This is a genomic window from Holdemania filiformis (assembly GCF_003459085.1).
GTDB lineage: Bacteria > Bacillota_I > Bacilli_A > Erysipelotrichales > Erysipelotrichaceae > Holdemania > Holdemania filiformis.
In genome coordinates, this window is the sequence record NZ_QRUP01000024.1 from 44,604 (window position 1) to 63,674 (window position 19,071).

The window sequence follows — 19,071 nt, forward strand, 5'->3', positions numbered from 1 at the left end:
TGTTGTTTATTGCTTTAACGCATTCTTGACCGCTTCGCGCAGTCCGTTGCTGGAATTGGTTGCGCCTGCGACGGCGTCAATTTCCAGATTCTGCGTTTTGATCAGTTCCGGAATGAACTGTTCTTCCGCTCCGGCATAGATGTTTGGGGTTTCCGCTTGTTCCAGAACCTGGATCTCCGTGATGCTGCCGTCTTTGACTGTGACTTCTACTTTGATCGGACCGTTGTTGCCCTGGCCTTCACCGGTAAACGTGCCGTCCGTGAAATTGCCTTTGGCAGTTTCCGCGTTATTTTCCTGCGGAGTACCGCGGTCAAACGGAACATGTTCCGTCAGTCCCTGGCGATCTTTAATGTATTCGATCGCATTGCGGGCAGAGACACGTCCGAAGACGACCGCTTCGCCCAGGCCGACAGAGTAATAAGCACCCTGAACGTTGCCGATGACTTCGCCTGCCGCGTACAAGCCTTTGATCGGCTTGCCTTCTTTATTGATAACGCGGCCGGTGGTATCCGCCAGAACGCCGCCTAAAGTATCCATGACGCCCGGTGTTAAGGTAACGGCATAGTAAGGACCTGATTTGTAGGTATCCGCCAGTTTGACAACTTCTTCGTTGCCGATGTTGTCTGTCTTTAAGCCGTTCATGGTCGCCAGGAAGGTTTCCTGATCGACGCCCAGCTTTTCCGCCAGTTCTTCCAGCGTATCCGCCTTGATGACGGTGCCGCTGTTGTCGATGCCGGTCATGCGGTATTCATCGAAGAAATCTTTTTCCTCAATTGCCATGAACGTCTGGTAAATCGTTTCGTTGTAAACGCCGAAGCATTCCGCGTCGGTTTGCTTCAGGATATCCTCGGTAATCCGACGGTCGGAGCTGGCTTCGCTGTATTCGTTAGTGAAGCGCTTGCCTTCCTTGTTGATGAAAACGACGCCGTTGTTTTTAATCGGCAGCTGCATCTGGATGGAGAACGGAGCGACCGCGCAGGACAGCTGGATCAGATCCATGTTGCGAAGTTCTGCGCCCAGCTTTTCCGCCATCACGATGCCGTCGCCCATATTTCCCTGGCTTGGCGCTAAATGAATATGGGCCAGACCTGGATTATCGTATTTCGCGATCATTTCCGGGTTGCTTTCAAAACCGCCGGTTGCCAGAATGACAGCCTGAGCGTCAATGGTATATTCGCCGTTGGCATCTTTGACCTGAACGCCGCTGACCCGTCCGCTTTCATCGGCGATCAGATCGACAGCCGGACTGTTGTAGCGGATTTCAATGCCGTTTTTCTCCGCCTGTTCTTTTAAGACCTTGACTAATTCAACGCCCGGGATTGTGCCGTCGGTCGGGCAGTGCAGGTCGGCATAGCGGATCTTTCCCCATTCGGATCCAAAGCCGTCCAGCCATTCGATGACTTTCGGCGTTTCCATCGCGATAATGCCGGCCATGTCGACATCCGCGAAACCTGCGCCGTTTTTGACGATTTTGTCTACTAACATCACCGGGGTTTCTTCTTTCCCCTGTTCATCCATGAAGCGGGAGTTCGTGCAGTTAAAGCCGCCGAACGCCATCGTTGTGCTGCCGCCCGCAAAGGACATTTTTTCTAAAACCAGGATGTTGTCAGCGCCTTGTTCATGCGCTTCCACAGCCGCGGCCAGACCGGCGCCGCCGGCGCCGACGATGACGATGTCAAATTGTTCGTTACCGGATTCCGGTTGGGTTTCCGGTGTTTTTTCGGCGGGCGTGTTCGCGCAGCCGCCTAAGCCCACAGTCAGGCATAAGCCAAGAATCAGGGCAAGGTATTTCTTCATTTCTCTTTCCTCCTTGAATAAGGAAATTATAAAAAAATCACAAGCGGGGGTCGAGCGAAAAACTGGACATTCTGTTCAAGTTTCAGATATCCGGATGCGGATTTAATTCCGGGCAGCCTCAGTTCCCGCGATCCGGCCGAAAACAATGCAGTCCGGGAATGAATTGCCGCCTAAACGGTTGGCGCCATGAATTCCGCCGGTGACCTCGCCCGCGGCGAAGAGATGGGGAATCGGCTGCTTCTGCGAATTCAGCACCTGTGTCCTTTCATTGATTTCCACCCCGCCCAGCGTATGATGCACGGTGACGGTTTTTGCGGTAGCGTAGAAAGGGGGATGATCGATTTTGTTGATCAGCGTTTTGCGGTGGAACCGGGGATCGTTCTGCGCCTCGACACTGCGGTTATAGTCGGCAATTGCCGTATTCAATAAAACCGGATCCAGATCCAACAGGCGGGCCAGCTCGTCCAGACTGTCCGCTTTGACAACCTGTCCCATCAGCACCAGTCCTTCCAGGAAGTCACGGTCTTCCTGCAATGTGGAAAAATCATCGTCGGCGATCGAATACACAAAACCATGTTCCTGGCTGCGGATCGCTTCGGCCAGCTCGTCGCGGCCGGCGTCCTCGCGGATAAAGCGGTCGCCCTGCGTGTTGACGAGAATGCCGTGGTTGATCGCGTTGGGAATGGAATTGTGCAGTCCTCCGTCATAAATATCGGCCATCGGATACAGCTCGATGTATTCCATATTCATTAAGGAAGCACCAACGGCCTCCGCCATGACGATCCCCTCGCCGAGCGTTCCCGGAGCATTGCTGCAAAGCAGGTCGCCGGTTAAACTCTGGTCATAGTGCATCCGCATCTCCACGTTGTAGCCGAAGCCGCCGGTCGCCAGAATCACACCCCGGCGCGCCTCGAACTGGATCGTCTGGCGTTCATGCGCCGCCGTCACGCCGATAATTGCGCCGGAGTCGTCCTGAAGCAGAGCTTCCGCCTTCGTATTGAGATAGAGATCGACGCCTTCCCGGGCGCAGGCGTCGCCGAGCACCTGAATGAAATCCGTTCCGTTATGCGCTTTGGAGTAATGTCCGCGGGCATGTTCGCCGCCCAGACAGTTGTCGATCACCGTGTCGATCTGCAGCCCCAGCTCCTGCAGGAAAGCTAATCCTTCATCCGCTTGGGAGGTCAGGATCCGCACGAGTTCCGGCTTGGCCTTCTGATGCCCGCCGTTGTAGGTTTCTTCAAAAAACAGTTGTTCGCTGTCCGCAATGTTGAGCGGACGCTGAAGTGCGTCGTCGACGCAGTTATACATCGCCGTGGCCCGAATCGTATTGCCGCCCAGACTGCCGGTTTTCTCCAGCACCGCGACTGACGCACCCTGCTGAGCTGCGCTCACCGCGGCCGTCAGTCCGGCTCCGCCTCCGCCGATCACAACGACATCGTAGGTCTTAAGCGGTTCTTCCTGCTTGACCGGCGTTTCCGGGAGCGGCCGGAAACATTGTTCGTCGGTAAAACCCTGACGTTTCAGCAGCTGTTCAATCCCCCGACGCAGAGCCTGGCAGGATTCGGTCGCTCCGGCGACGGCATCGATCTGCAGGGTTTGATATTCCAGCACCTGAGCGATAAATTCCGCAAAGGCGGGATCGGCGATTTCCGCGGTATCTTCATGAGAAAGAACGCGGAGTTCAGTAATTCGCTGATTCTGGCTGCGGACTTCGATTTCCATGGGCCCCAGATAACCTTCGATTTGACAGCGGGTTGAGGAAGCGGCGCAGCCGCTGATCAGCGCCAGGCTGAGCCAGGCCAGAATGATTTTTATTTTCATGCGGATTCCTCCTGGTAATCGGGCAGCCGCTGACGCAGCTTTTGTAAAAACAAGACGTAAGCTTCCTCGCCGTTCATTTCCGGCATTCCCATCATTGCCCGTACGGTCTGCAGATAGACTTCCTTTAACAACGCTTCATTTTCTCCGGCAGGCCGGGTCTGAACTTCGGGGAAAATCTGATCGAAATACATCTTGCCGATGTTCTGGCCGGCGAAATCTTCCATGATCAGATCCTGATATCCTTCCTCGGCATAGGCTGGACTGTAGCTGATGAGCGTGCCGGTGCCATGATTCTTCGCGTAAGCCGCGCCCGAAGGCGAAAGCAGTACAGCCTGAATGAAGTTCCAGGCAGCTTCGGCATGACGGCTGGTCTTGGGGATCGCCCAGACCGTGCCGCCCCAGGCATAACTGCCGCTGGGCGCCCGGGTGAAGCCCCAGGATTGACCGGTATGGAAAATGCCCATCGACATTAACCAGAGCGAGCAGGGATAAAAGAAGACCTGATCTGTTTCCAGCGAATTCATCCACTGCGGCGAATATTGTTGATAGGACAAAGCTAATCCGGCCTCCTGCAGCGCGTCCAGAATCTGGAAAGCATTGAGAAAGCGGTAGGGCTGAAGCAGCGTATTGTTTTGAAGGTAAGGCGTGCGGGACTGACCAAACAACATCACCGCGGCGTCTTCCAGTGAAGCGAACATCGCCTTCTCCGGGAACTGCTTCCGGAACTTCAATCCCTTGCTGACGACATCGGCCCAGCTGCTGAAGACGATGCCAACCTGAACAGGATCCTCAGTTTGTAAGAAAGCCTGGGCAATGGCGCGGTTGTAGGCGATGCCGCTGGCAGACAGTGTTGCCGGCACGGCCCATAGATGTCCCTGTTCATTCTCAAACTGGGCCAGCCGGAACTCCAGCACCTGATCGCGGGGCAGAGAATAAGGCGCTTCCTCCAGATCGAGAAACAGCTCAGAGCCATCGATCCCATCCAGCGTTTCACTTTCCAGAATACAGATGTCCGGCAGCGGCTGATTGAGCGCCAGCGCCAATTTGAATCGCTGCAGCATTTCGCTTTTTTCTACTACGGTGTAGTTAAGCGCGATCTCAGGATGCGCTTTTTGGTATTCAGCGAAGGCGTCGGGGAGAAAATCATCCCAGCCCCAGACGGTGAGCACTTCCTGCGGCGGATTTGCCGGCGCAGCCGGCGGCGCTGAAAACGCGGCGGACAGAAAGAGCGCCAGGGCCAGCGTTAAAACGACCAAGCTGAGGCGGTAAAATTTCATGAGGTGCTTCCTCCTTTCGTCACCAGCGGCAGATCGAAGAGAAAGGCCGTCCCTTTTCCAAGTTCACTCTGTACTTTCAGATGGATGGGATGACCATAAAGAAATTCCAGTCGTTCGCAGACATTGACCAGCGCGATCGAATGCACGCTGTTTTTCTCTGCCTGACGGTGGGCGCTGAGCGCTTCCGCTCCCTGTTCGATGAGCGCCGCCAGTTCCGGGCGCAGACCGACGCCGTCGTCGCGGACCTCAACATGCAGCTGATCCTGTCGCCGATGAATGGAAAGCGTCAGCTGTCCGGGCCCATCCTTGGGAATGATCCCGTGGAAAATCGCATTTTCAACAAGCGGCTGAAGGATATTCTTGGCGATCAGCTGTTCTTCCAAGCCGGGCTCAATATCGTAGACGACGCTGAATTTCTGCTTATAACGGTAATTTTGAATTGTGACATACGCTTCGATCACGGAACGTTCGCGGGCGATCGTATCCATCAACAGATCCTCATGCACCGCCATTCCATCCTGTAAAATCAAGATCAAAGCCCGCACCATGTCGACAACCTCCTGATTTCCGCCCCGGCGGGCCATCACGATCACGGAATTTAACGTATTATAGATGAAATGAGGATGAATCTTCGAGATCATCATGTCGAATTTTAACTTCTTGCGGATTTTTTCATCTTCCACTGCCTGATCCAGCAGCTGATGAATCCGGACAACCATCGTATTGAATGTATCGCCCAGCACTTCCAGCTCATCGTGGCTATGGATGTCAATCTGCGTTGTCAGATCGCCGGATGCAAATTGATTCAAGCCGTCGGTCAGCGTGGTTAACGGGGCGGTGAACTGTTTGACGATGCGCGAAAGAATCAGTAAAAACAACAGAAAGATCAACAAGGAAAACAAGATGAAAAAGACGATCAGAAAGGAAGCCCGGCCGCGCAGCGCGGCATGCGGCCGGTAGGAAAGCAGCGTATAGGGCGTACCTTCAACCGGACTGGTCAGGTAGTATCCGCTTTGGACCGGCTGGACGGCGGTGCTTGAAAGGGTGTTGACGGCGTCTAGTCTTTGTTCATTGATTCCGGAAGGGGAGGGAATCAGAACGGTTTGTCCCTGCATCAGCGTCATCTCCTGCTGAGGCAGATTCCAGGTTGCGATCCGGGATTCTAACTGCCGCAGGTCCAGCAGAACCCACAACTCACCAATTTTCTGCTGAGGATGGGCGAGATCGGAAATCGGCGTATGATAAGCGGCCAGCCAGAAGGAATCGACGCCGGAATGAACTTGGAAGGCTTCCGTGAATCCAGCCGGACGAATTTCATCCGGCGATGTTTTCAGCGCATCAAAGGTTTGATCGAGCGGGTAGAGATTCCATAAAACCTGATCCTCACGCAGAATCAACGCGCTGTGAAGCAGATCCTGAACCGACAGATAGCGGGTTAACAGCTCGGCGGCTTCCTCGCGCTGGAAATAGTTGGGATCTTCGGTATGGCAGAATTGCTGAAGCTGGGGGTCAGCCAGAAGATTCCGCGTGATGATCATCAGTTCCTGGACGGAGCTTTCCAGCTGCTGGGCGTTTTGCCGGAGCACCTGAGCGTCTTTTTTCAGGTTTTCCTGGGTCAGGATGTGCGCGAAATAATGATAGGAAACGAAGCTGGTTACGCTTGTCATGACCAGCACCAGCGCCCCCAGCGCCGCGGCCAGCTTGACGGAGAGCCGGGGCGGAAGCAGCGAAGCAAGCCGCCTGCGGAGAATTAAGGGCCTCATGCGTAAGGCTCCTTCAGTATATCGCTGGGATAAACGTGGTATTTCTTATAGAAGACGATCGCGAAATACTGGCTGGAATGGAATCCGCATCGCTGCGCGACCTCATAGATTTTCAAATCGTTTTGCTTCAGCAGCCGCATCGCTTTCTGCAGCCGCAGCTCAAGCAGCGTCTGAGCCAACGTCTGACCGGTTTCTTTTTTCAGCAGCTTGCTTAAATATTCCCGGTTCATCTGCAGCGTCTGCGAGAGATCGTCGAGCACGTTTTCATCGGCGCAGTGTTCCTGTAAATAGTTCAGCATGAAACTGGTTTTGCGGCTGGTCTGCGCCTGAGTTTCTAAAGCTGGCAGCCAACGATGCACAAATGCGTTCAGCTCCTGAAAGGTGCTGATCGTTTTCCATTGGGAAAAATTGTCGTCAGCGAGAACGGCAGCCGGCAGCATTTTCTGCAGCTTCTGCAGCATCAGCTTGATCGCTAACAAGACCTGCGGCAGCGGCGGCCGATGCTGCGCGAGCGCGTCGAGAAACGCGGAAAGCACCGGACGCAGCGCGGCGAGGGTGTCGGTCTGGGTCAGCCGTACTTCCCAATCCGCGGCGTCGAAGGGATCAAAAACCGGACATTCATGGAGTAAGGTAATCCGGCCGGGGGCAAAGTAGAACAGCTGCGTCTGCCGCTGATTCATCAAACGATACAGCCGGCGTAATTCCTGGCGGTCGGGGGCGATGGGACTGACAAAGAATCCGGCTGGAGTGAGTTTGTTTTCTAATGCTTCCCGCAGCGCGGTGCAGAATTCATAAGGTACGCTGTCCCCTGGCTGGTCCACTTCCACGGCAAACCACAATTCCTGTGCGGATTGAGGAAAGACCAGAAAGGAACGGATTTTGCGCAGCGGAAGCAAAGCTTGTTGGACGGAAGCTAAAAAAACGTCCGTGGACAGCGTGTCCGCAGGATGACTCAATTCGTCCAGTGAAGGCAGATGCCGCAGGCAGACCAGACCGATTCCCTTGTGGGAAGCAAACGGTTCGGACGCGGAGTCCAATGCGCCTTCATCGTTGCCCCAAAGCAGCTGGCGGAAGCGGGTTTGTTCGTCCAGATAGCTGGCGGCCTTGCGCTGCTTACGCTGTTCACGCATTCCGCGCAGATTTTCAAGCAGCACCTCGGCGGTCAGCTCATGCTTGAGGATGTAATTGTAGACACCCAGCGAGACCGCTTCCCGCGCGTAATCAAAACGTGAAAAGGCGGTCAGCAGCAGCGTCTGCACCTGCGGATCGATCTGGCGCAGCCGGCGGATAAAATCTAGTCCGTTTAACCGCGGCATCTCGATATCGACGAAGACCAGATCCGCCGGGGTTTGGGCTAGCTGCGCTAACGCCTGTTCCCCATTGCCGGCGGTTCCGATGATTTCAAAACCTTCCGCTTCCCAGGCGATTAATTCCCGCAGATCATCCAGAACCAGAAGATCGTCGTCGACCAGGAAAACACGGCATAAAGAAGACTCGGATTGATTCATAGCACCCCTCTTTTTCTCTCATTGATTCCAGTGTATCATAGTTCAGGAATTCAGGCAAAATGTGAACCCGGCTATCTTGACAAAACAAGCTAGCTGAAAACCATCCATGAAAGAATGAGAGAATTACTGACTTTCGTTTCTTAACAATATATACCAGCGAAGCAGAAACGAGAGGACTTGCTTTTTTTCAGAGTGCATGGTAAACTGAACGAGCTTAAGGTTAGAATCAGCTAACTTAAACAGAAAGAATCGATCCGGCGTCGACTCTTTTCTTTTTCGATCGAAGTTAGATTAAACTAACAACTATTTCTGAAAGGAGATCGCTATGCTTCAACGAGTTAGAAGTACGCTGCTTCTGGCGGCAGTTCTGGTTCTCTGTTCTGTGCTTTCACTGTTTATCGGCGTGGTCAATTTCAGTGTGTCAGATGTGCTGAACGGGAACTGGGAAGCACTGGAAATTCTGGTGCTGTCCCGCTTGCCGCGGCTGTTGGCAATTTTGTGCACCGGAATGGGCATGAGCGTCGCGGGCCTGATCATGCAGCAGCTATGTATGAATAAATTTGTTTCGCCCACGACCGGCGCGACGATTTCCTCCGCTCAGCTGGGAATTCTGTTCGCTTTTCTGTTCATGCCTGGCTCGACGCTGTGGGTGCGCGCGGGTTTTGCCTTCGTCAGCGCGATTGCGGGAACCTGGATCTTTGTGGCGTTTATTCAGCGGATTCAGTTCAAGGACGTCGTGATGGTGCCATTAGTCGGCATTATGTTCGGCAATGTGATCGGCGGAATCACGAACTATCTGGCGTATAAATATGAAATGACGCAGGCGCTCTCCTCGTGGCTGGTCGGGCACTTTTCCTTAGTGATGAAGGGCCGCTACGAGCTGGTCATTCTGGTTGTGCCGTTAGTTCTCGCGGCGTTTCTGTTTGCCAATCATTTCAATATCGTCGGCATGGGCAAGGATTTCTCAAAGAACCTCGGCGTGCCCTATAACGCCGTGTTGTTTCTGGGACTGACGATCGCCGCGATGATCACGGCCAGTATCGTCGTCGTGGCCGGCAGTATTTCCTACATAGGACTGATCGTTCCCAATCTGGTGACGATGTTCAAGGGCGACAAGCTGCGCGGAACTTTGGCCGATACCGCGCTGTTCGGGGCGTTGTTTGTCCTGGTCTGCGACATGCTCGGCCGGGTGGTCATCGCTCCGTATGAGCTGCCGATCGAGCTGATCGTCGGGATTCTGGGCAGTCTGATCTTCATCGGTCTGCTCTGGATGCGGCTCAACGGGAAAGCCCGTATTGTCAGAAAACCGGAAGGAGGCTGCAGGGGATGAAACGCCAAGATGTCAATCAATTAAAAGCAGCGATTCTGATCACACTGGTCATTCTGGCGGTGATCGGTTATCTGACGCTCAATGTCAATCCAAAATATGTCGAATTCGCAATGCGCCTGCGCGTGCCGAAATTGTTAGTTATGCTCGTGACAGCCTTCTGTATCGGCGGTGCGTCAATTGTCTTTCAGACATTGATTCAGAACACGATTGTGACGCCCTGCCTGCTGGGGATGAATTCACTGTATGCCCTGATTCATACGGCGGTGGTGTTCTTTCTCGGCTCCGGCAGTTTGATCGCCCGACATCCGCAACTATCATTCCTCGTCGATCTGACGATCATGGGAGCGGCTGCGATCCTGATTTACGGGACGTTGTTTAAAAAGATGAAGCATCAGATTCTCTATGTGCTGCTGGCAGGCACAGTCATGTCGACGTTTTTCTCCAGCATGCAGACGACACTGACCCGGATCATGGATCCCAACGAATACGACGCGCTGTTAGGCTCGCTGGTCGCCAGCTTTTCCAACGTCAATTCCAGTCTGCTGGCGATCTCAGCCGTGTTGATCGGCTTAGTGATCTTCGCGCTGCGGAAAGAGCTGAAGCTGCTCGATGTGATCGCGCTGGGAAAGAATCAGGCGATTAACCTGGGTGTGGACGTGGATAAGACAATCCGCCGGTTATTGCTGGGCGTGACGGTGCTGATCGCGATCGCCACGGCGCTGGTTGGCCCGATTTCTTTTTTGGGCTTGATCATCGCGAATCTGTCGCGGCAGCTGTTTAAGACGTACAAGCACACCTGGCTGATCTTCGGCTCGGCGGTGCTGGGAATGATCGTTCTGGTCGGCGGACAGCTGGTGGTCGAGCATGGCTTTTCTTACAGCATCCCGATCAGCGTGCTGATCACGATCGGCGGCGGTTTGTATTTCCTGATTTTATTATTTGGCAAAGGGAGGCAGCGGATATGTTAATTCAGCAACTGACAAAACACTACGGCACCAAGCGCGTTGTCGACGAAGTCAGCTTCGAGATTCCCAAGGGCAAGGTTCTGTCCCTGATCGGCCCGAACGGCGCAGGCAAATCAACGGTGATGGGGATGATCTCCCGGCTGGTCGCCAAGGATGCGGGGCTGGTGCATTTTGAAGGCAAGGATCTGGCTCAATGGAACAGCCGCGACTTGTCCAAGCGGCTGGCGATTCTGACGCAGTCCAACAACATTCAGATGAAGCTCACGGTGCGCGAGCTGGTCAGCTTTGGCCGTTTTCCTTATAGCCAGGGGCGGCTGCAGGAAGAAGACCGGCAGAAAGCGGACGAAGCGCTGGCCTACATGGAGCTGGAAGCGATCGCCGATCAATTTATCGACGAGCTGTCCGGCGGGCAGCGGCAGCGGGCGATGATCGCGATGGTCATCGCTCAGGATACTGATTATATTCTGTTGGACGAACCGACGAACAACCTCGACATCTACCATGCGTCGAACATGATGAAAATTGTGCGGCGGCTGTGCGATGAATTGGGAAAAACGGTGATTCTGGTCTTGCATGAAATTAACTACGCGGCGTTTTATTCGGATTATATCTGCGCGTTCGTGAACGGCAGGGTCGCGCAATTTGGAACCGTTGAGGACGTGATCACCAAGGAAAACCTTTCGGCAATCTACGGCGTGGACTTTGAGATCCAACAGGTCGCGGGCCGGCCGTTGTCGATCTATTATTAAAGACCTGATTCGCAGGAAGGTCAGAGAAAAGTTGCCGCCGGACTTTGAATGAAGGACAGTTGGCGGGGAAGTTCCCGCCTGAAACACCCGATCAAGACTTGGAAGAAATAAATAAAAAGGAGAGAAACAATGAAAAAATTAGCAGTATTCATGGCAGCCGGCTTGTTAATGCTTACAGCCTGCACCGCCAAACCCCAGAATGAGGGGCAGTCGGAATCGAAGCCCACGATGACGATCACGACGCTCAACGGCAATCAGGAAAGGGTGTCGCTGGAAGTCCCGGCGGATCCGCAGCGGATTGCGGTTCTGGACATGGCGGTGCTGGATATGCTGGACAGCTGGGGCCTGGGCGGCCGCGTTGTCGGCATGCCGAAATCCTCAACGGTCGATTATCTGAAAACGTATAATGAAAATGAAGCAATCGTGAATCTGGGAACGTTGAAAGAAGTGGATAGGGAAGCGCTGATGGCCAGCGAACCGGATCTGATTTTCATCGGCGGCCGGCTGAGCGCACAATACGATGCGTTGTCTGAGATTGCCCCGGTTGTGTATCTGAGTACGGACGCTGAGCTGGGCATTGTGGAAAGTGTGAAGCAGAACGCCATGACCGTAGCTTCCTTATTTAATATGGAAGACAAAGCCAAGGAGCAGCTGGCCGGTTTTGACAGCCGGATTGAAACGCTGCGCCAGGCGGCGGAAGGCAAAACCGCGGTGATCGGCATGGTCACTTCCAGCAACTTCAATACCCTCGGCAATGGCAGCCGGTGCTCGCTGATCGGCAATGAAATCGGCTTTACCAATCTGGCGAACGACATTGATTCCACGCATGGCAACGAATCGTCGATGGAACTGCTGGTCAAGCTGAATCCGGAATATATCTTCGTGCTTGACCGTGATTCTGCGATCAATACCGAAGGCGCAAAGCTGGCGGAGGAAGTCATGAAGAACGAACTGACAGCCAAGACGCTGGCCGCGCAGAACGGCAACATCGTCTACCTCACGCCGACGGTCTGGTACCTGGCGGAAGGCGGAATTACCGCGCTGGATGTGATGCTTCAGGATCTGGAAGCGGCATTACTGAAATAAAAAACAAAAGGATGAAGGCGGCTTCGCTCATGAGAAGCACACGTTCATCCTTTTTACTCTAAACGAGTGTAAGGGAGTTTAGCGGGGAGAGAAAATTTGGAAGCTATTGCAGCGTGACGTAGCCGTAATACGGCGTCGTGCCTTTCTTGGTGGCATTCTGGATTTTTTCACTCTTGAGAATTGGCGTGTTGTAGCTGAACAGCGGAATGATATAGGATTGTTCCTCGATCAGGTATTCTTCAGCCGCATGCAGCGCGTTCATGTATTCCGTATGATCGACGATCGCCGCTGCCTCCTGAATCATTTGATCATAAGCAGGATCCTCGACGGCCGGAACAACTTGTTGTCCGATTGTCCACAAGGTCAGAAATTGAGAAGGATCGTCGCTGGCGGTATAACCGTAACGGGAAAGCTCGAAGTCGCCGTTGTCGATCTGATTGTAGAAAACGCCGGATTCCACAACTTCCAGTTCACAGTCGATCCCGATGGTTTTCCACATCGCTTCCAAGATCTGCGCGACGTCGGCGTGGATGAAGGAGGAAGAATATTTGTATTTGATTTTCAACGGATTTGTTTCATCATACCCGGCTTCTTTCAGCAGTGTCTTCGCCTGTTCCGGATCGTAGGCCTGCATAGTGCCTTGCGCGTCGGCTTCCTTCCGGAAGTCCCCGTCGATCCCATTCAATCCGACTGGAACATAGCCGGCCAGAGCCTGATAGTATTCTTCCGGTCCCAATGTGGATGCCAGGGCTTCTTTATCAATTGAAATCGCCAGCGCTTTCCGAACCCGGCTGTCTTTCAGACATTCCGGAGCGGTAGATCCAGAATTGAGCGCGATGAAGTAAGAGGTCGGAGACGGAATATTCCAGACTTCGTTCTGGTTAGGATAATTGACGCCAACGTCAACCGGAACATTCAGTGCGATATCAATTTCACCATTTTTATAAGCAAATGACTGGGCGTCGCTGTCCGGCATAACGAGGAAGGTGATCTGATCCAGCGTGATCGCGTCGGCATTGTAGTAGCTGTCATTTTTAACGATGACGGCTTTTTCATTCTCGTTGCACTCCGCCAGCTGATATGCGCCGATACTTGGATAACCCGGCTTCAGCGCCCAGGTGGAATCATGCGGATCCGCAAAGTCGGCTCTTAATGGCGACCAGACGTTGCCGCATAACAAATTCAGGAAAAAGGCGCAGGGTTGTTTCAGAGTCAGAACGAGCGTCGCGTCGTCCGGTGTTTCAACGCCGTCGATTTCCAGCGTGGTAGCGTCGAGATCGGTATTCGATGCGATTTCTTCCGCGCCTTTAAGATAGGTGATCAGATTATAGATCGTCAGGGAGTTTTCCGCTCCATAAGTCAGATTCCGCAGGATGGCATATTTGAAGTCCTGCGAGGTCAGCGGTTTTCCGTCGCTCCAGGTTAGTCCGTCTTTGATCTTTAACGTATAAGTCAGGCCATCATCGCTGACTGTATAGCTTTCGGCCAGCTCCGGAATGACGTTGCCGTTCTCATCCTTGGTCATCAGGCTGGAAACGGTATGGGCCAGAATGTAGTTGTTGACAGTTTCCGTATTGAAGCCGGGATCCAGCGTCGTAATTTGTCCGCCGACTGCGACGACGATGGAATTTTGTTTTGTTTCCGGTGTTGGTGAAGAAGGGTCAGGCTTGGTAGAACAAGCGGTGTTCAGGACTAATAAGCCTGCGCAGAGAAGCATATTTAATTTTTTCATGGTTATTTTCCTTTCTTAAATGGGTTTTGGTAAAGAAGCAGAAACATCGTCGGTAGCGTTTCTTAGAATGTTGGGTTTCTGATTTCTGTTTATAAGTTGTTAAGTTTACAGGGGGAATCATCAACATCACTCCTTTCCAGAATCCTCAGGGAAAATAAAAATCGTCCCTAGCCTATGCTAGAGACGATGGATTCGCGGTGCCACTCTAATTGCCGGTCTATCCCGGCCTCCTCAAATCCTTAACGCGGATATGCGGACTTTCCTACTGAATTCAGAAAGTCATCTCCCAGATGCGTTTTCACCGGAACAAGTGCCGCTGACCTTTCACTCTGTGTCAGCTCGCTGATGGATTCTTCCGCTTACTTTTTCTGTTCATCGATTTTATGATTCTTAGTCTAAACGACAAATGAAAATCTGTCAATAACAAAATGAATCTGTTTTCAAAATATTAGAAATTATTTTCATCCAGAAAGAAAACAATAATTCAATCATGATTTTAAGCGGTAGCGTGGATCGCGTTTTCCTTGTGAATTAAATGAAAGAAAAAAATGAGGAATTTTTCATCCTCATCCTTTTGTCATTTCTGTTTTTGATCAGTTCACTTTTTCAACTTTGATCGTCGTAAATTCTGTATCACCAGTGACGCTCAATTCTCCGGTATATGTGACCTGAACCTGATCGCCGTCTTGGATTCCGTCCATTTTAAAGTTTTCATCAATCGGAAAAACATAGGCCTCTTTTCCATCATCCAGAATGAACATGACATTTTTAATATCGCTGATTTTTCCGGTGATGGTTTTTTCTTCCCCTTGCTTTGTCTCTGAAGTCGACGGAGATTCAGCAGCTCCGGGAGTAAGGCTCGGTGTTGGCTTGTCTTCCTTTGATTGACAAGCGGCTGTTCCCAACAGTAAACCTGCGGTTAAGATGATCATGACTATTTTTCTCATTACTTTATCCTCCATGCACCCTTTTAGGTGATTCCATAAGATTAGAAGGATTAGGGAATGAAAAAATTGAAGAGATTGGAAAATGTCATGAAGTTGTCATAGTTTTATTCGCTGTATTCGACAGGCTTCCAGCCTTTTTCCTCCATTAGTGTTTTTACCTCTGTCCAGGTCTTTCCGTTTATAACTAAACTCTTACCTGAATACCATTTATTATCATCTTGATTGTAAATAAGACTCGTATTCCAGTTTCCCCCTTGAATTGTGGAAGCATAGATAATCGTATTTTCTGGAACAGGATTGTTATAAGGGTTTTCCACATTTGGATCAGTCACATGTCTATAACAAATTTGTATTTTATAGTCACCTTTTGGCAAATTTGCTGCATTAACAATTCCATTATCCAAAGTCGGCCAAGAGCCTCCGTATATTTCATTTTTCATAAAATTTCGGATAGCGTCATTGTTCAAAACAGAATTTCCAGTTAACTCCCTAATAATATCACGATTAGTTTTCTTCTGTTCAGTCAAGAATTTCATGAATTCCAACATCGCGCTTTGAATACCTTTCGGCGTGTAATCAAGGTTTCCACTTGAAATGCTTCCATGTTTTGAGCATCTAATTAATGTCACAACGCCTTTAATTTCAATTGCGGTTAACTTTCCTCCCGACGCGCATTTCGGTGTGGAAATAAAATATTCATCATCTTTGTTCTTTAATAAATCCTCAATCGACACCGGCTCGCCTTTGATCTGGTAAGCATTGTACATTTCCATGACTTTCTGTCGGGTCTGCTGACACTGGACTTCAGCTGCCGTCGACGTAAAGCCTGTGAGTCTTGGGACCAATATGAGTAACAAAGCAACCAGTATCGCAACGACGACGATTAACTCGATTAATGTGAAACCGCGCTTCTTCTGTTTTCGCATAATTATACACTTCCCTCTTTGATAACCATTATATCATGCTTTAGCGATAGAGAACTAGTGAAACAATCGTAAGAAAAAAGCATTGACAGGCGAGATTAAGGCTTTACATCGGCAGTTTCTGTGACTATAATTAAGGGCGTAAAGGTAGAGAAAAGAAGAGTAGCTTCTCCATTTTCTGAATTAGAGAGCCTGGGCAGGTGAAAGCAGGACGGAAAACAGAAGCGAACATGGTCTTGGAACTGATTATCCGAACAGCGTAGGATAAGACGTGACTTCGCGTTAAGAAGCAAGCGCATATCGAGAAGATATGAAGTAAGGTGGTACCGCGCGAAATCAGCGTCCTTTCAAGGACGTTTTTTTATTATAAAAAAGGAGGAATTATCATGAGCGAAAAATATTACATTACAACGGCGATTGCCTATACGTCGGGCAAGCCGCACATCGGCAATACTTATGAAATTGTTCTCGCCGACAGTATCGCCCGGTATAAGAGAATGCTGGGATACGACGTTTTCTTTCAGACCGGAACGGATGAACACGGACAGAAGATCGAAGATAAAGCCAAAGCCGCAGGCGTAGCGCCGCAGCAGTTCGTCGATCAGGTCGCAGGGCAGATCAAGGAAATCTGGGATCTGATGAATACGTCCTATGATAAATTCATGCGGACAACCGATCCGGATCATGAGCGTCAGGTTCAGAAGATTTTTAAGAAGCTGTATGATCAGGGTGATATTTACAAATCAGAATACGAGGGCTGGTATTGCAAGCCTTGCGAATCATTCTTTACTGAAAGCCAGATCGTCGACGGGAAATGCCCGGATTGCGGCGCGCCAGTCGAAAAAGCGAAGGAAGAAGCTTATTTCTTCCGTATGAGCAAATATGCGGATCGCCTGCTGAAGCACATTGAAGAAAACCCGGAATTCATTCAGCCGGAATCCCGCAAGAACGAAATGATCAACAACTTCATCAAGCCGGGTTTACAGGATCTTTGCGTTTCCCGCACTTCCTTTACCTGGGGCGTACCGGTTGATTTTGATCCGAAGCATGTCGTGTATGTCTGGATCGACGCGCTGACCAACTACATCACCGGTCTGGGCTACGACTGCGACGGCAATCATGGCAAAAAGTTTAAGCACTACTGGCCGGCGGATGTCCATCTGATCGGTAAGGATATTCTGCGTTTCCACACGATCTACTGGCCGATTATGCTGATGGCGCTGGATCTGCCGCTGCCGAAGCAGGTGTTCGGTCATCCATGGCTGCTGGTGGGCGAGGGCAAGATGTCCAAGTCCAAGGGCAATGTAATTTATGCGGATGATCTGGTTCGTTACTTCGGCGTCGATGCCGTGCGCTACATCATGCTTCATGAAATGCCGTTTGCCCAGGATGGCACGGTCACCTATGAATTAATGATTGAGCGGATCAATTCCGATCTGGCGAATATCCTCGGCAATCTGGTCAACCGCACGCTGTCGATGACCAATAAGTATTTCGGCGGATTAGTCCATAACGCGAACGTCAGCGATCCGATTGATGACGAACTGATCGCCTTGGCTAAAGCAACGCCGGCGAATGTTCAGAAAAAGATGGACGAACTGCGGGTCGCAGACGCGATTGACGAAATTTTCGCTCTGCTGCGCCGAAGCAATAAATATATCGACGAAACGATGCCGTGGGCACTGGGCAAGGACGAAACGAAGAAAGACCGTCTGGCTACCGTTTTGTATAACCTGCTGGAAAGTATCCGGATAGCGGCGATTCTGCTGGAAAGTTATTTGCCGGAAACGTCGAAAGCCATTCTCGATCAGCTCAATACGCAGCAGCGCAGCTATGATTCCGTGCTGACTTTCGGGCAGCTGGAAGATGGTATTCATGTAACACCGAAGCCGCAGATTTTGTTTGCGCGGATCGATGAAAAGGAAATGCTGGAAAAGATCGAAGCGGAACAGCCGAAGAAGGCGCCGGTAAAACCAGCGGAGCCGGCGAAACCGCAGATCACGATCGATGACTTTGCAAAGATTGAAATGAAGGTCGGACAGGTTCTGTCCTGCGAAAAGCATCCGAAAGCGGACAAGCTGTTGGTGTCTCAGATTGATATCGGCGAAGAAAAGCCGCGGCAGATTGTCAGCGGCATCGCGGGCAGCTATAAGCCGGAACAGATGGTCGGCAAGAAAGTTGTCGTCATCACCAACTTAGCGCCGGCCAAGTTAAGAGGCGTCGAGTCGCAAGGCATGATTTTAGCCGGCATGGGCGAGAATCAGATCGAGGTGCTTTCCGTTGAAAAGCTGCCGGTCGGCAGCACGGTTCGCTAAGCCTCAGAAATTTCTGATTGAGAACAAAAAAGAAAGAAAACGCAGAATTAGAGGATTCTCTAACGCTGCGTTTTTTTGATGTTGATCGACGGTGCTCTCTTGGATTCTATTCCTTACTTAATGCTTTTGGCATCCATCTTTTTATATTGCGTGTAAGCCTGTTCGATGCGATCAAGCAGGGAATCCGTTGAATTGCTGAACCATCCTGTTGAATAAGCCTGATAGTTAAGGCGAAGCGTAGAATCGCCGTAGATTTCAAGATTCCAGGTCTGATTTCCATCGCTGAGAAGCAGCTTCCCTGTTCTTAAGGGAATATCATGAGCGGTTTTCTGTGAAAAGAAGAAAGTACGGGTAAAACGATCTTTGCCTTTGAGCTGTCAATGTGGTAAGCTATTAAAGCTAAAGACGCAAACCGTGCGCGGTTAAGCTTTATATCTTTGGTAGGTTGTGGGTTCTGTACGGTCGCCAAACTATAGCAGAACTCACTTTTTATCTAGTTTTTCTCGTATGCAGTCTTTTATAAATTCGTTCACATTAGCTGTATTTTGTAAAACCTCAATAATGTCTTGATCTTTGTTAATTGAAAGCCTGCATACTACACGCTTATAATGTTCTTTTTGGTATTGAGTAATATAAGCTCGCTGATCAAACTTCCCTTTTTTTTCTATTGTCTTCACCTCTTCCGTTTGATATAATAAGTGTAGCAAGGGAAACCTTGTAGGGCTTAGTCGCTTCTCGCCAGGTTAGCGGCTTTTTTTATATTCTAAGAATTTCGATGCGTCAGAGGCAAAAGAAAATGAAAATGATGAAACAAACTCAAATGCGTTGAGATGAGATCACGTTTATTGTATAATTAAC

General features: G+C 50.9%; 13 protein-coding genes and 2 other annotated features. Of the genes, 5 read left to right on the forward strand and 8 right to left on the reverse strand.

Annotated elements, in window-relative coordinates:
• Nucleotides 1-6 precede the first annotated feature (6 nt).
• The 5 genes from DWY25_RS15185 to DWY25_RS15205 form a co-directional block, all read right to left on the reverse strand.
• A complete protein-coding gene (locus tag DWY25_RS15185) occupies nucleotides 7-1,797 on the reverse strand; it encodes an FAD-dependent oxidoreductase (RefSeq protein ID WP_117895932.1) in 1,791 nt (596 codons plus the stop codon).
• A 102-nt stretch (nucleotides 1,798-1,899) separates the two neighbouring features.
• Entirely contained in the window at nucleotides 1,900-3,618 is a 1,719-nt protein-coding gene (locus tag DWY25_RS15190) for a flavocytochrome c (protein WP_117895933.1), read from the reverse strand.
• Entirely contained in the window at nucleotides 3,615-4,895 is a 1,281-nt protein-coding gene (locus DWY25_RS15195; RefSeq protein WP_117895934.1) for an extracellular solute-binding protein, read from the reverse strand. Before DWY25_RS15195 ends, DWY25_RS15190 begins: the two co-directional genes overlap by 4 nt.
• Nucleotides 4,892-6,658 carry a sensor histidine kinase gene (locus DWY25_RS15200; protein WP_117895935.1) on the reverse strand — a complete coding sequence of 589 codons (1,767 nt, stop codon included), beginning with the start codon at nucleotides 6,656-6,658 and terminating at the stop codon, nucleotides 4,892-4,894. Before DWY25_RS15200 ends, DWY25_RS15195 begins: the two co-directional genes overlap by 4 nt.
• The gene (locus tag DWY25_RS15205; protein WP_117895936.1) at nucleotides 6,655-8,166 is read right to left on the reverse strand and encodes a response regulator; all 1,512 of its coding nucleotides are present in this window, start codon (nucleotides 8,164-8,166) and stop codon (nucleotides 6,655-6,657) included. The genes DWY25_RS15200 and DWY25_RS15205 overlap by 4 nt, the downstream gene beginning before the upstream one ends.
• A 325-nt stretch (nucleotides 8,167-8,491) precedes the next feature.
• Here DWY25_RS15205 and DWY25_RS15210 point away from each other — a divergent pair, with 325 nt between their 5' ends.
• The 4 genes from DWY25_RS15210 (at nucleotide 8,492) to DWY25_RS15225 (ending at nucleotide 12,296) form a co-directional block, all read left to right on the forward strand.
• Nucleotides 8,492-9,496, forward strand: coding sequence for an ABC transporter permease (locus tag DWY25_RS15210; RefSeq protein WP_147336701.1), 1,005 nt, complete (start codon nucleotides 8,492-8,494; stop codon nucleotides 9,494-9,496).
• Nucleotides 9,493-10,464, forward strand: coding sequence for an iron chelate uptake ABC transporter family permease subunit (locus DWY25_RS15215; protein ID WP_117895937.1), 972 nt, complete (start codon nucleotides 9,493-9,495; stop codon nucleotides 10,462-10,464). Before DWY25_RS15210 ends, DWY25_RS15215 begins: the two co-directional genes overlap by 4 nt.
• The gene (locus tag DWY25_RS15220) at nucleotides 10,458-11,210 is read left to right on the forward strand and encodes an iron ABC transporter ATP-binding protein (RefSeq protein ID WP_117895938.1); all 753 of its coding nucleotides are present in this window, start codon (nucleotides 10,458-10,460) and stop codon (nucleotides 11,208-11,210) included. Before DWY25_RS15215 ends, DWY25_RS15220 begins: the two co-directional genes overlap by 7 nt.
• 129 nt (nucleotides 11,211-11,339) lie before the next feature.
• On the forward strand, nucleotides 11,340-12,296 hold the full coding sequence (locus tag DWY25_RS15225; RefSeq protein WP_117895939.1) for a siderophore ABC transporter substrate-binding protein: 957 nt from the start codon (nucleotides 11,340-11,342) through the stop codon (nucleotides 12,294-12,296).
• Between the two features lie 103 nt (nucleotides 12,297-12,399).
• Here DWY25_RS15225 and DWY25_RS15230 read toward each other — a convergent pair whose 3' ends face one another.
• From DWY25_RS15230 to DWY25_RS17890, 3 genes are all read right to left on the reverse strand, one after another.
• Nucleotides 12,400-14,028: a peptide ABC transporter substrate-binding protein gene (locus DWY25_RS15230; protein ID WP_244925993.1), complete on the reverse strand. Its 1,629-nt coding sequence runs from the start codon at nucleotides 14,026-14,028 to the stop codon at nucleotides 12,400-12,402.
• A 176-nt stretch (nucleotides 14,029-14,204) separates the two neighbouring features.
• Nucleotides 14,205-14,413: a binding site (T-box leader), on the reverse strand.
• 208 nt (nucleotides 14,414-14,621) lie between these two features.
• Nucleotides 14,622-14,975, reverse strand: a complete 354-nt coding sequence (locus DWY25_RS15235; RefSeq protein ID WP_181981857.1) for an OB-fold nucleic acid binding domain-containing protein — start codon at nucleotides 14,973-14,975, stop codon at nucleotides 14,622-14,624.
• A gap of 104 nt (nucleotides 14,976-15,079) precedes the next feature.
• Nucleotides 15,080-15,901 (reverse strand): prepilin-type N-terminal cleavage/methylation domain-containing protein, encoded by an 822-nt coding sequence (locus tag DWY25_RS17890; protein WP_117895941.1) that lies wholly within the window; start codon nucleotides 15,899-15,901, stop codon nucleotides 15,080-15,082.
• A 138-nt stretch (nucleotides 15,902-16,039) separates the two neighbouring features.
• Nucleotides 16,040-16,248, forward strand: a binding site (T-box leader).
• Nucleotides 16,249-16,284: 36 nt separating this feature from the next.
• On the opposite strand from DWY25_RS17890, the gene metG reads away from it, so the two are divergent.
• A complete protein-coding gene (metG, locus tag DWY25_RS15245; protein ID WP_117895942.1) occupies nucleotides 16,285-18,213 on the forward strand; it encodes a methionine--tRNA ligase in 1,929 nt (642 codons plus the stop codon).
• The last annotated feature ends 858 nt before the right edge of the window (nucleotides 18,214-19,071 follow it).

Coding starts and splice junctions, on each gene's coding strand:
- DWY25_RS15235 (WP_181981857.1), bottom strand. CDS start 14,975: ATGAGAAAAATAGTCATGATCATCTTAACCGCAGGTTTACTGTTGGGA.
- DWY25_RS15225 (WP_117895939.1), top strand. CDS start 11,340: ATGAAAAAATTAGCAGTATTCATGGCAGCCGGCTTGTTAATGCTTACA.
- DWY25_RS15220 (WP_117895938.1), top strand. CDS start 10,458: ATGTTAATTCAGCAACTGACAAAACACTACGGCACCAAGCGCGTTGTC.
- DWY25_RS15190 (WP_117895933.1), bottom strand. CDS start 3,618: ATGAAAATAAAAATCATTCTGGCCTGGCTCAGCCTGGCGCTGATCAGC.
- DWY25_RS15215 (WP_117895937.1), top strand. CDS start 9,493: ATGAAACGCCAAGATGTCAATCAATTAAAAGCAGCGATTCTGATCACA.
- DWY25_RS15185 (WP_117895932.1), bottom strand. CDS start 1,797: ATGAAGAAATACCTTGCCCTGATTCTTGGCTTATGCCTGACTGTGGGC.
- DWY25_RS15195 (WP_117895934.1), bottom strand. CDS start 4,895: ATGAAATTTTACCGCCTCAGCTTGGTCGTTTTAACGCTGGCCCTGGCG.
- DWY25_RS15200 (WP_117895935.1), bottom strand. CDS start 6,658: ATGAGGCCCTTAATTCTCCGCAGGCGGCTTGCTTCGCTGCTTCCGCCC.
- metG (WP_117895942.1), top strand. CDS start 16,285: ATGAGCGAAAAATATTACATTACAACGGCGATTGCCTATACGTCGGGC.
- DWY25_RS15205 (WP_117895936.1), bottom strand. CDS start 8,166: ATGAATCAATCCGAGTCTTCTTTATGCCGTGTTTTCCTGGTCGACGAC.
- DWY25_RS15230 (WP_244925993.1), bottom strand. CDS start 14,028: ATGAAAAAATTAAATATGCTTCTCTGCGCAGGCTTATTAGTCCTGAAC.
- DWY25_RS17890 (WP_117895941.1), bottom strand. CDS start 15,901: ATGCGAAAACAGAAGAAGCGCGGTTTCACATTAATCGAGTTAATCGTC.
- DWY25_RS15210 (WP_147336701.1), top strand. CDS start 8,492: ATGCTTCAACGAGTTAGAAGTACGCTGCTTCTGGCGGCAGTTCTGGTT.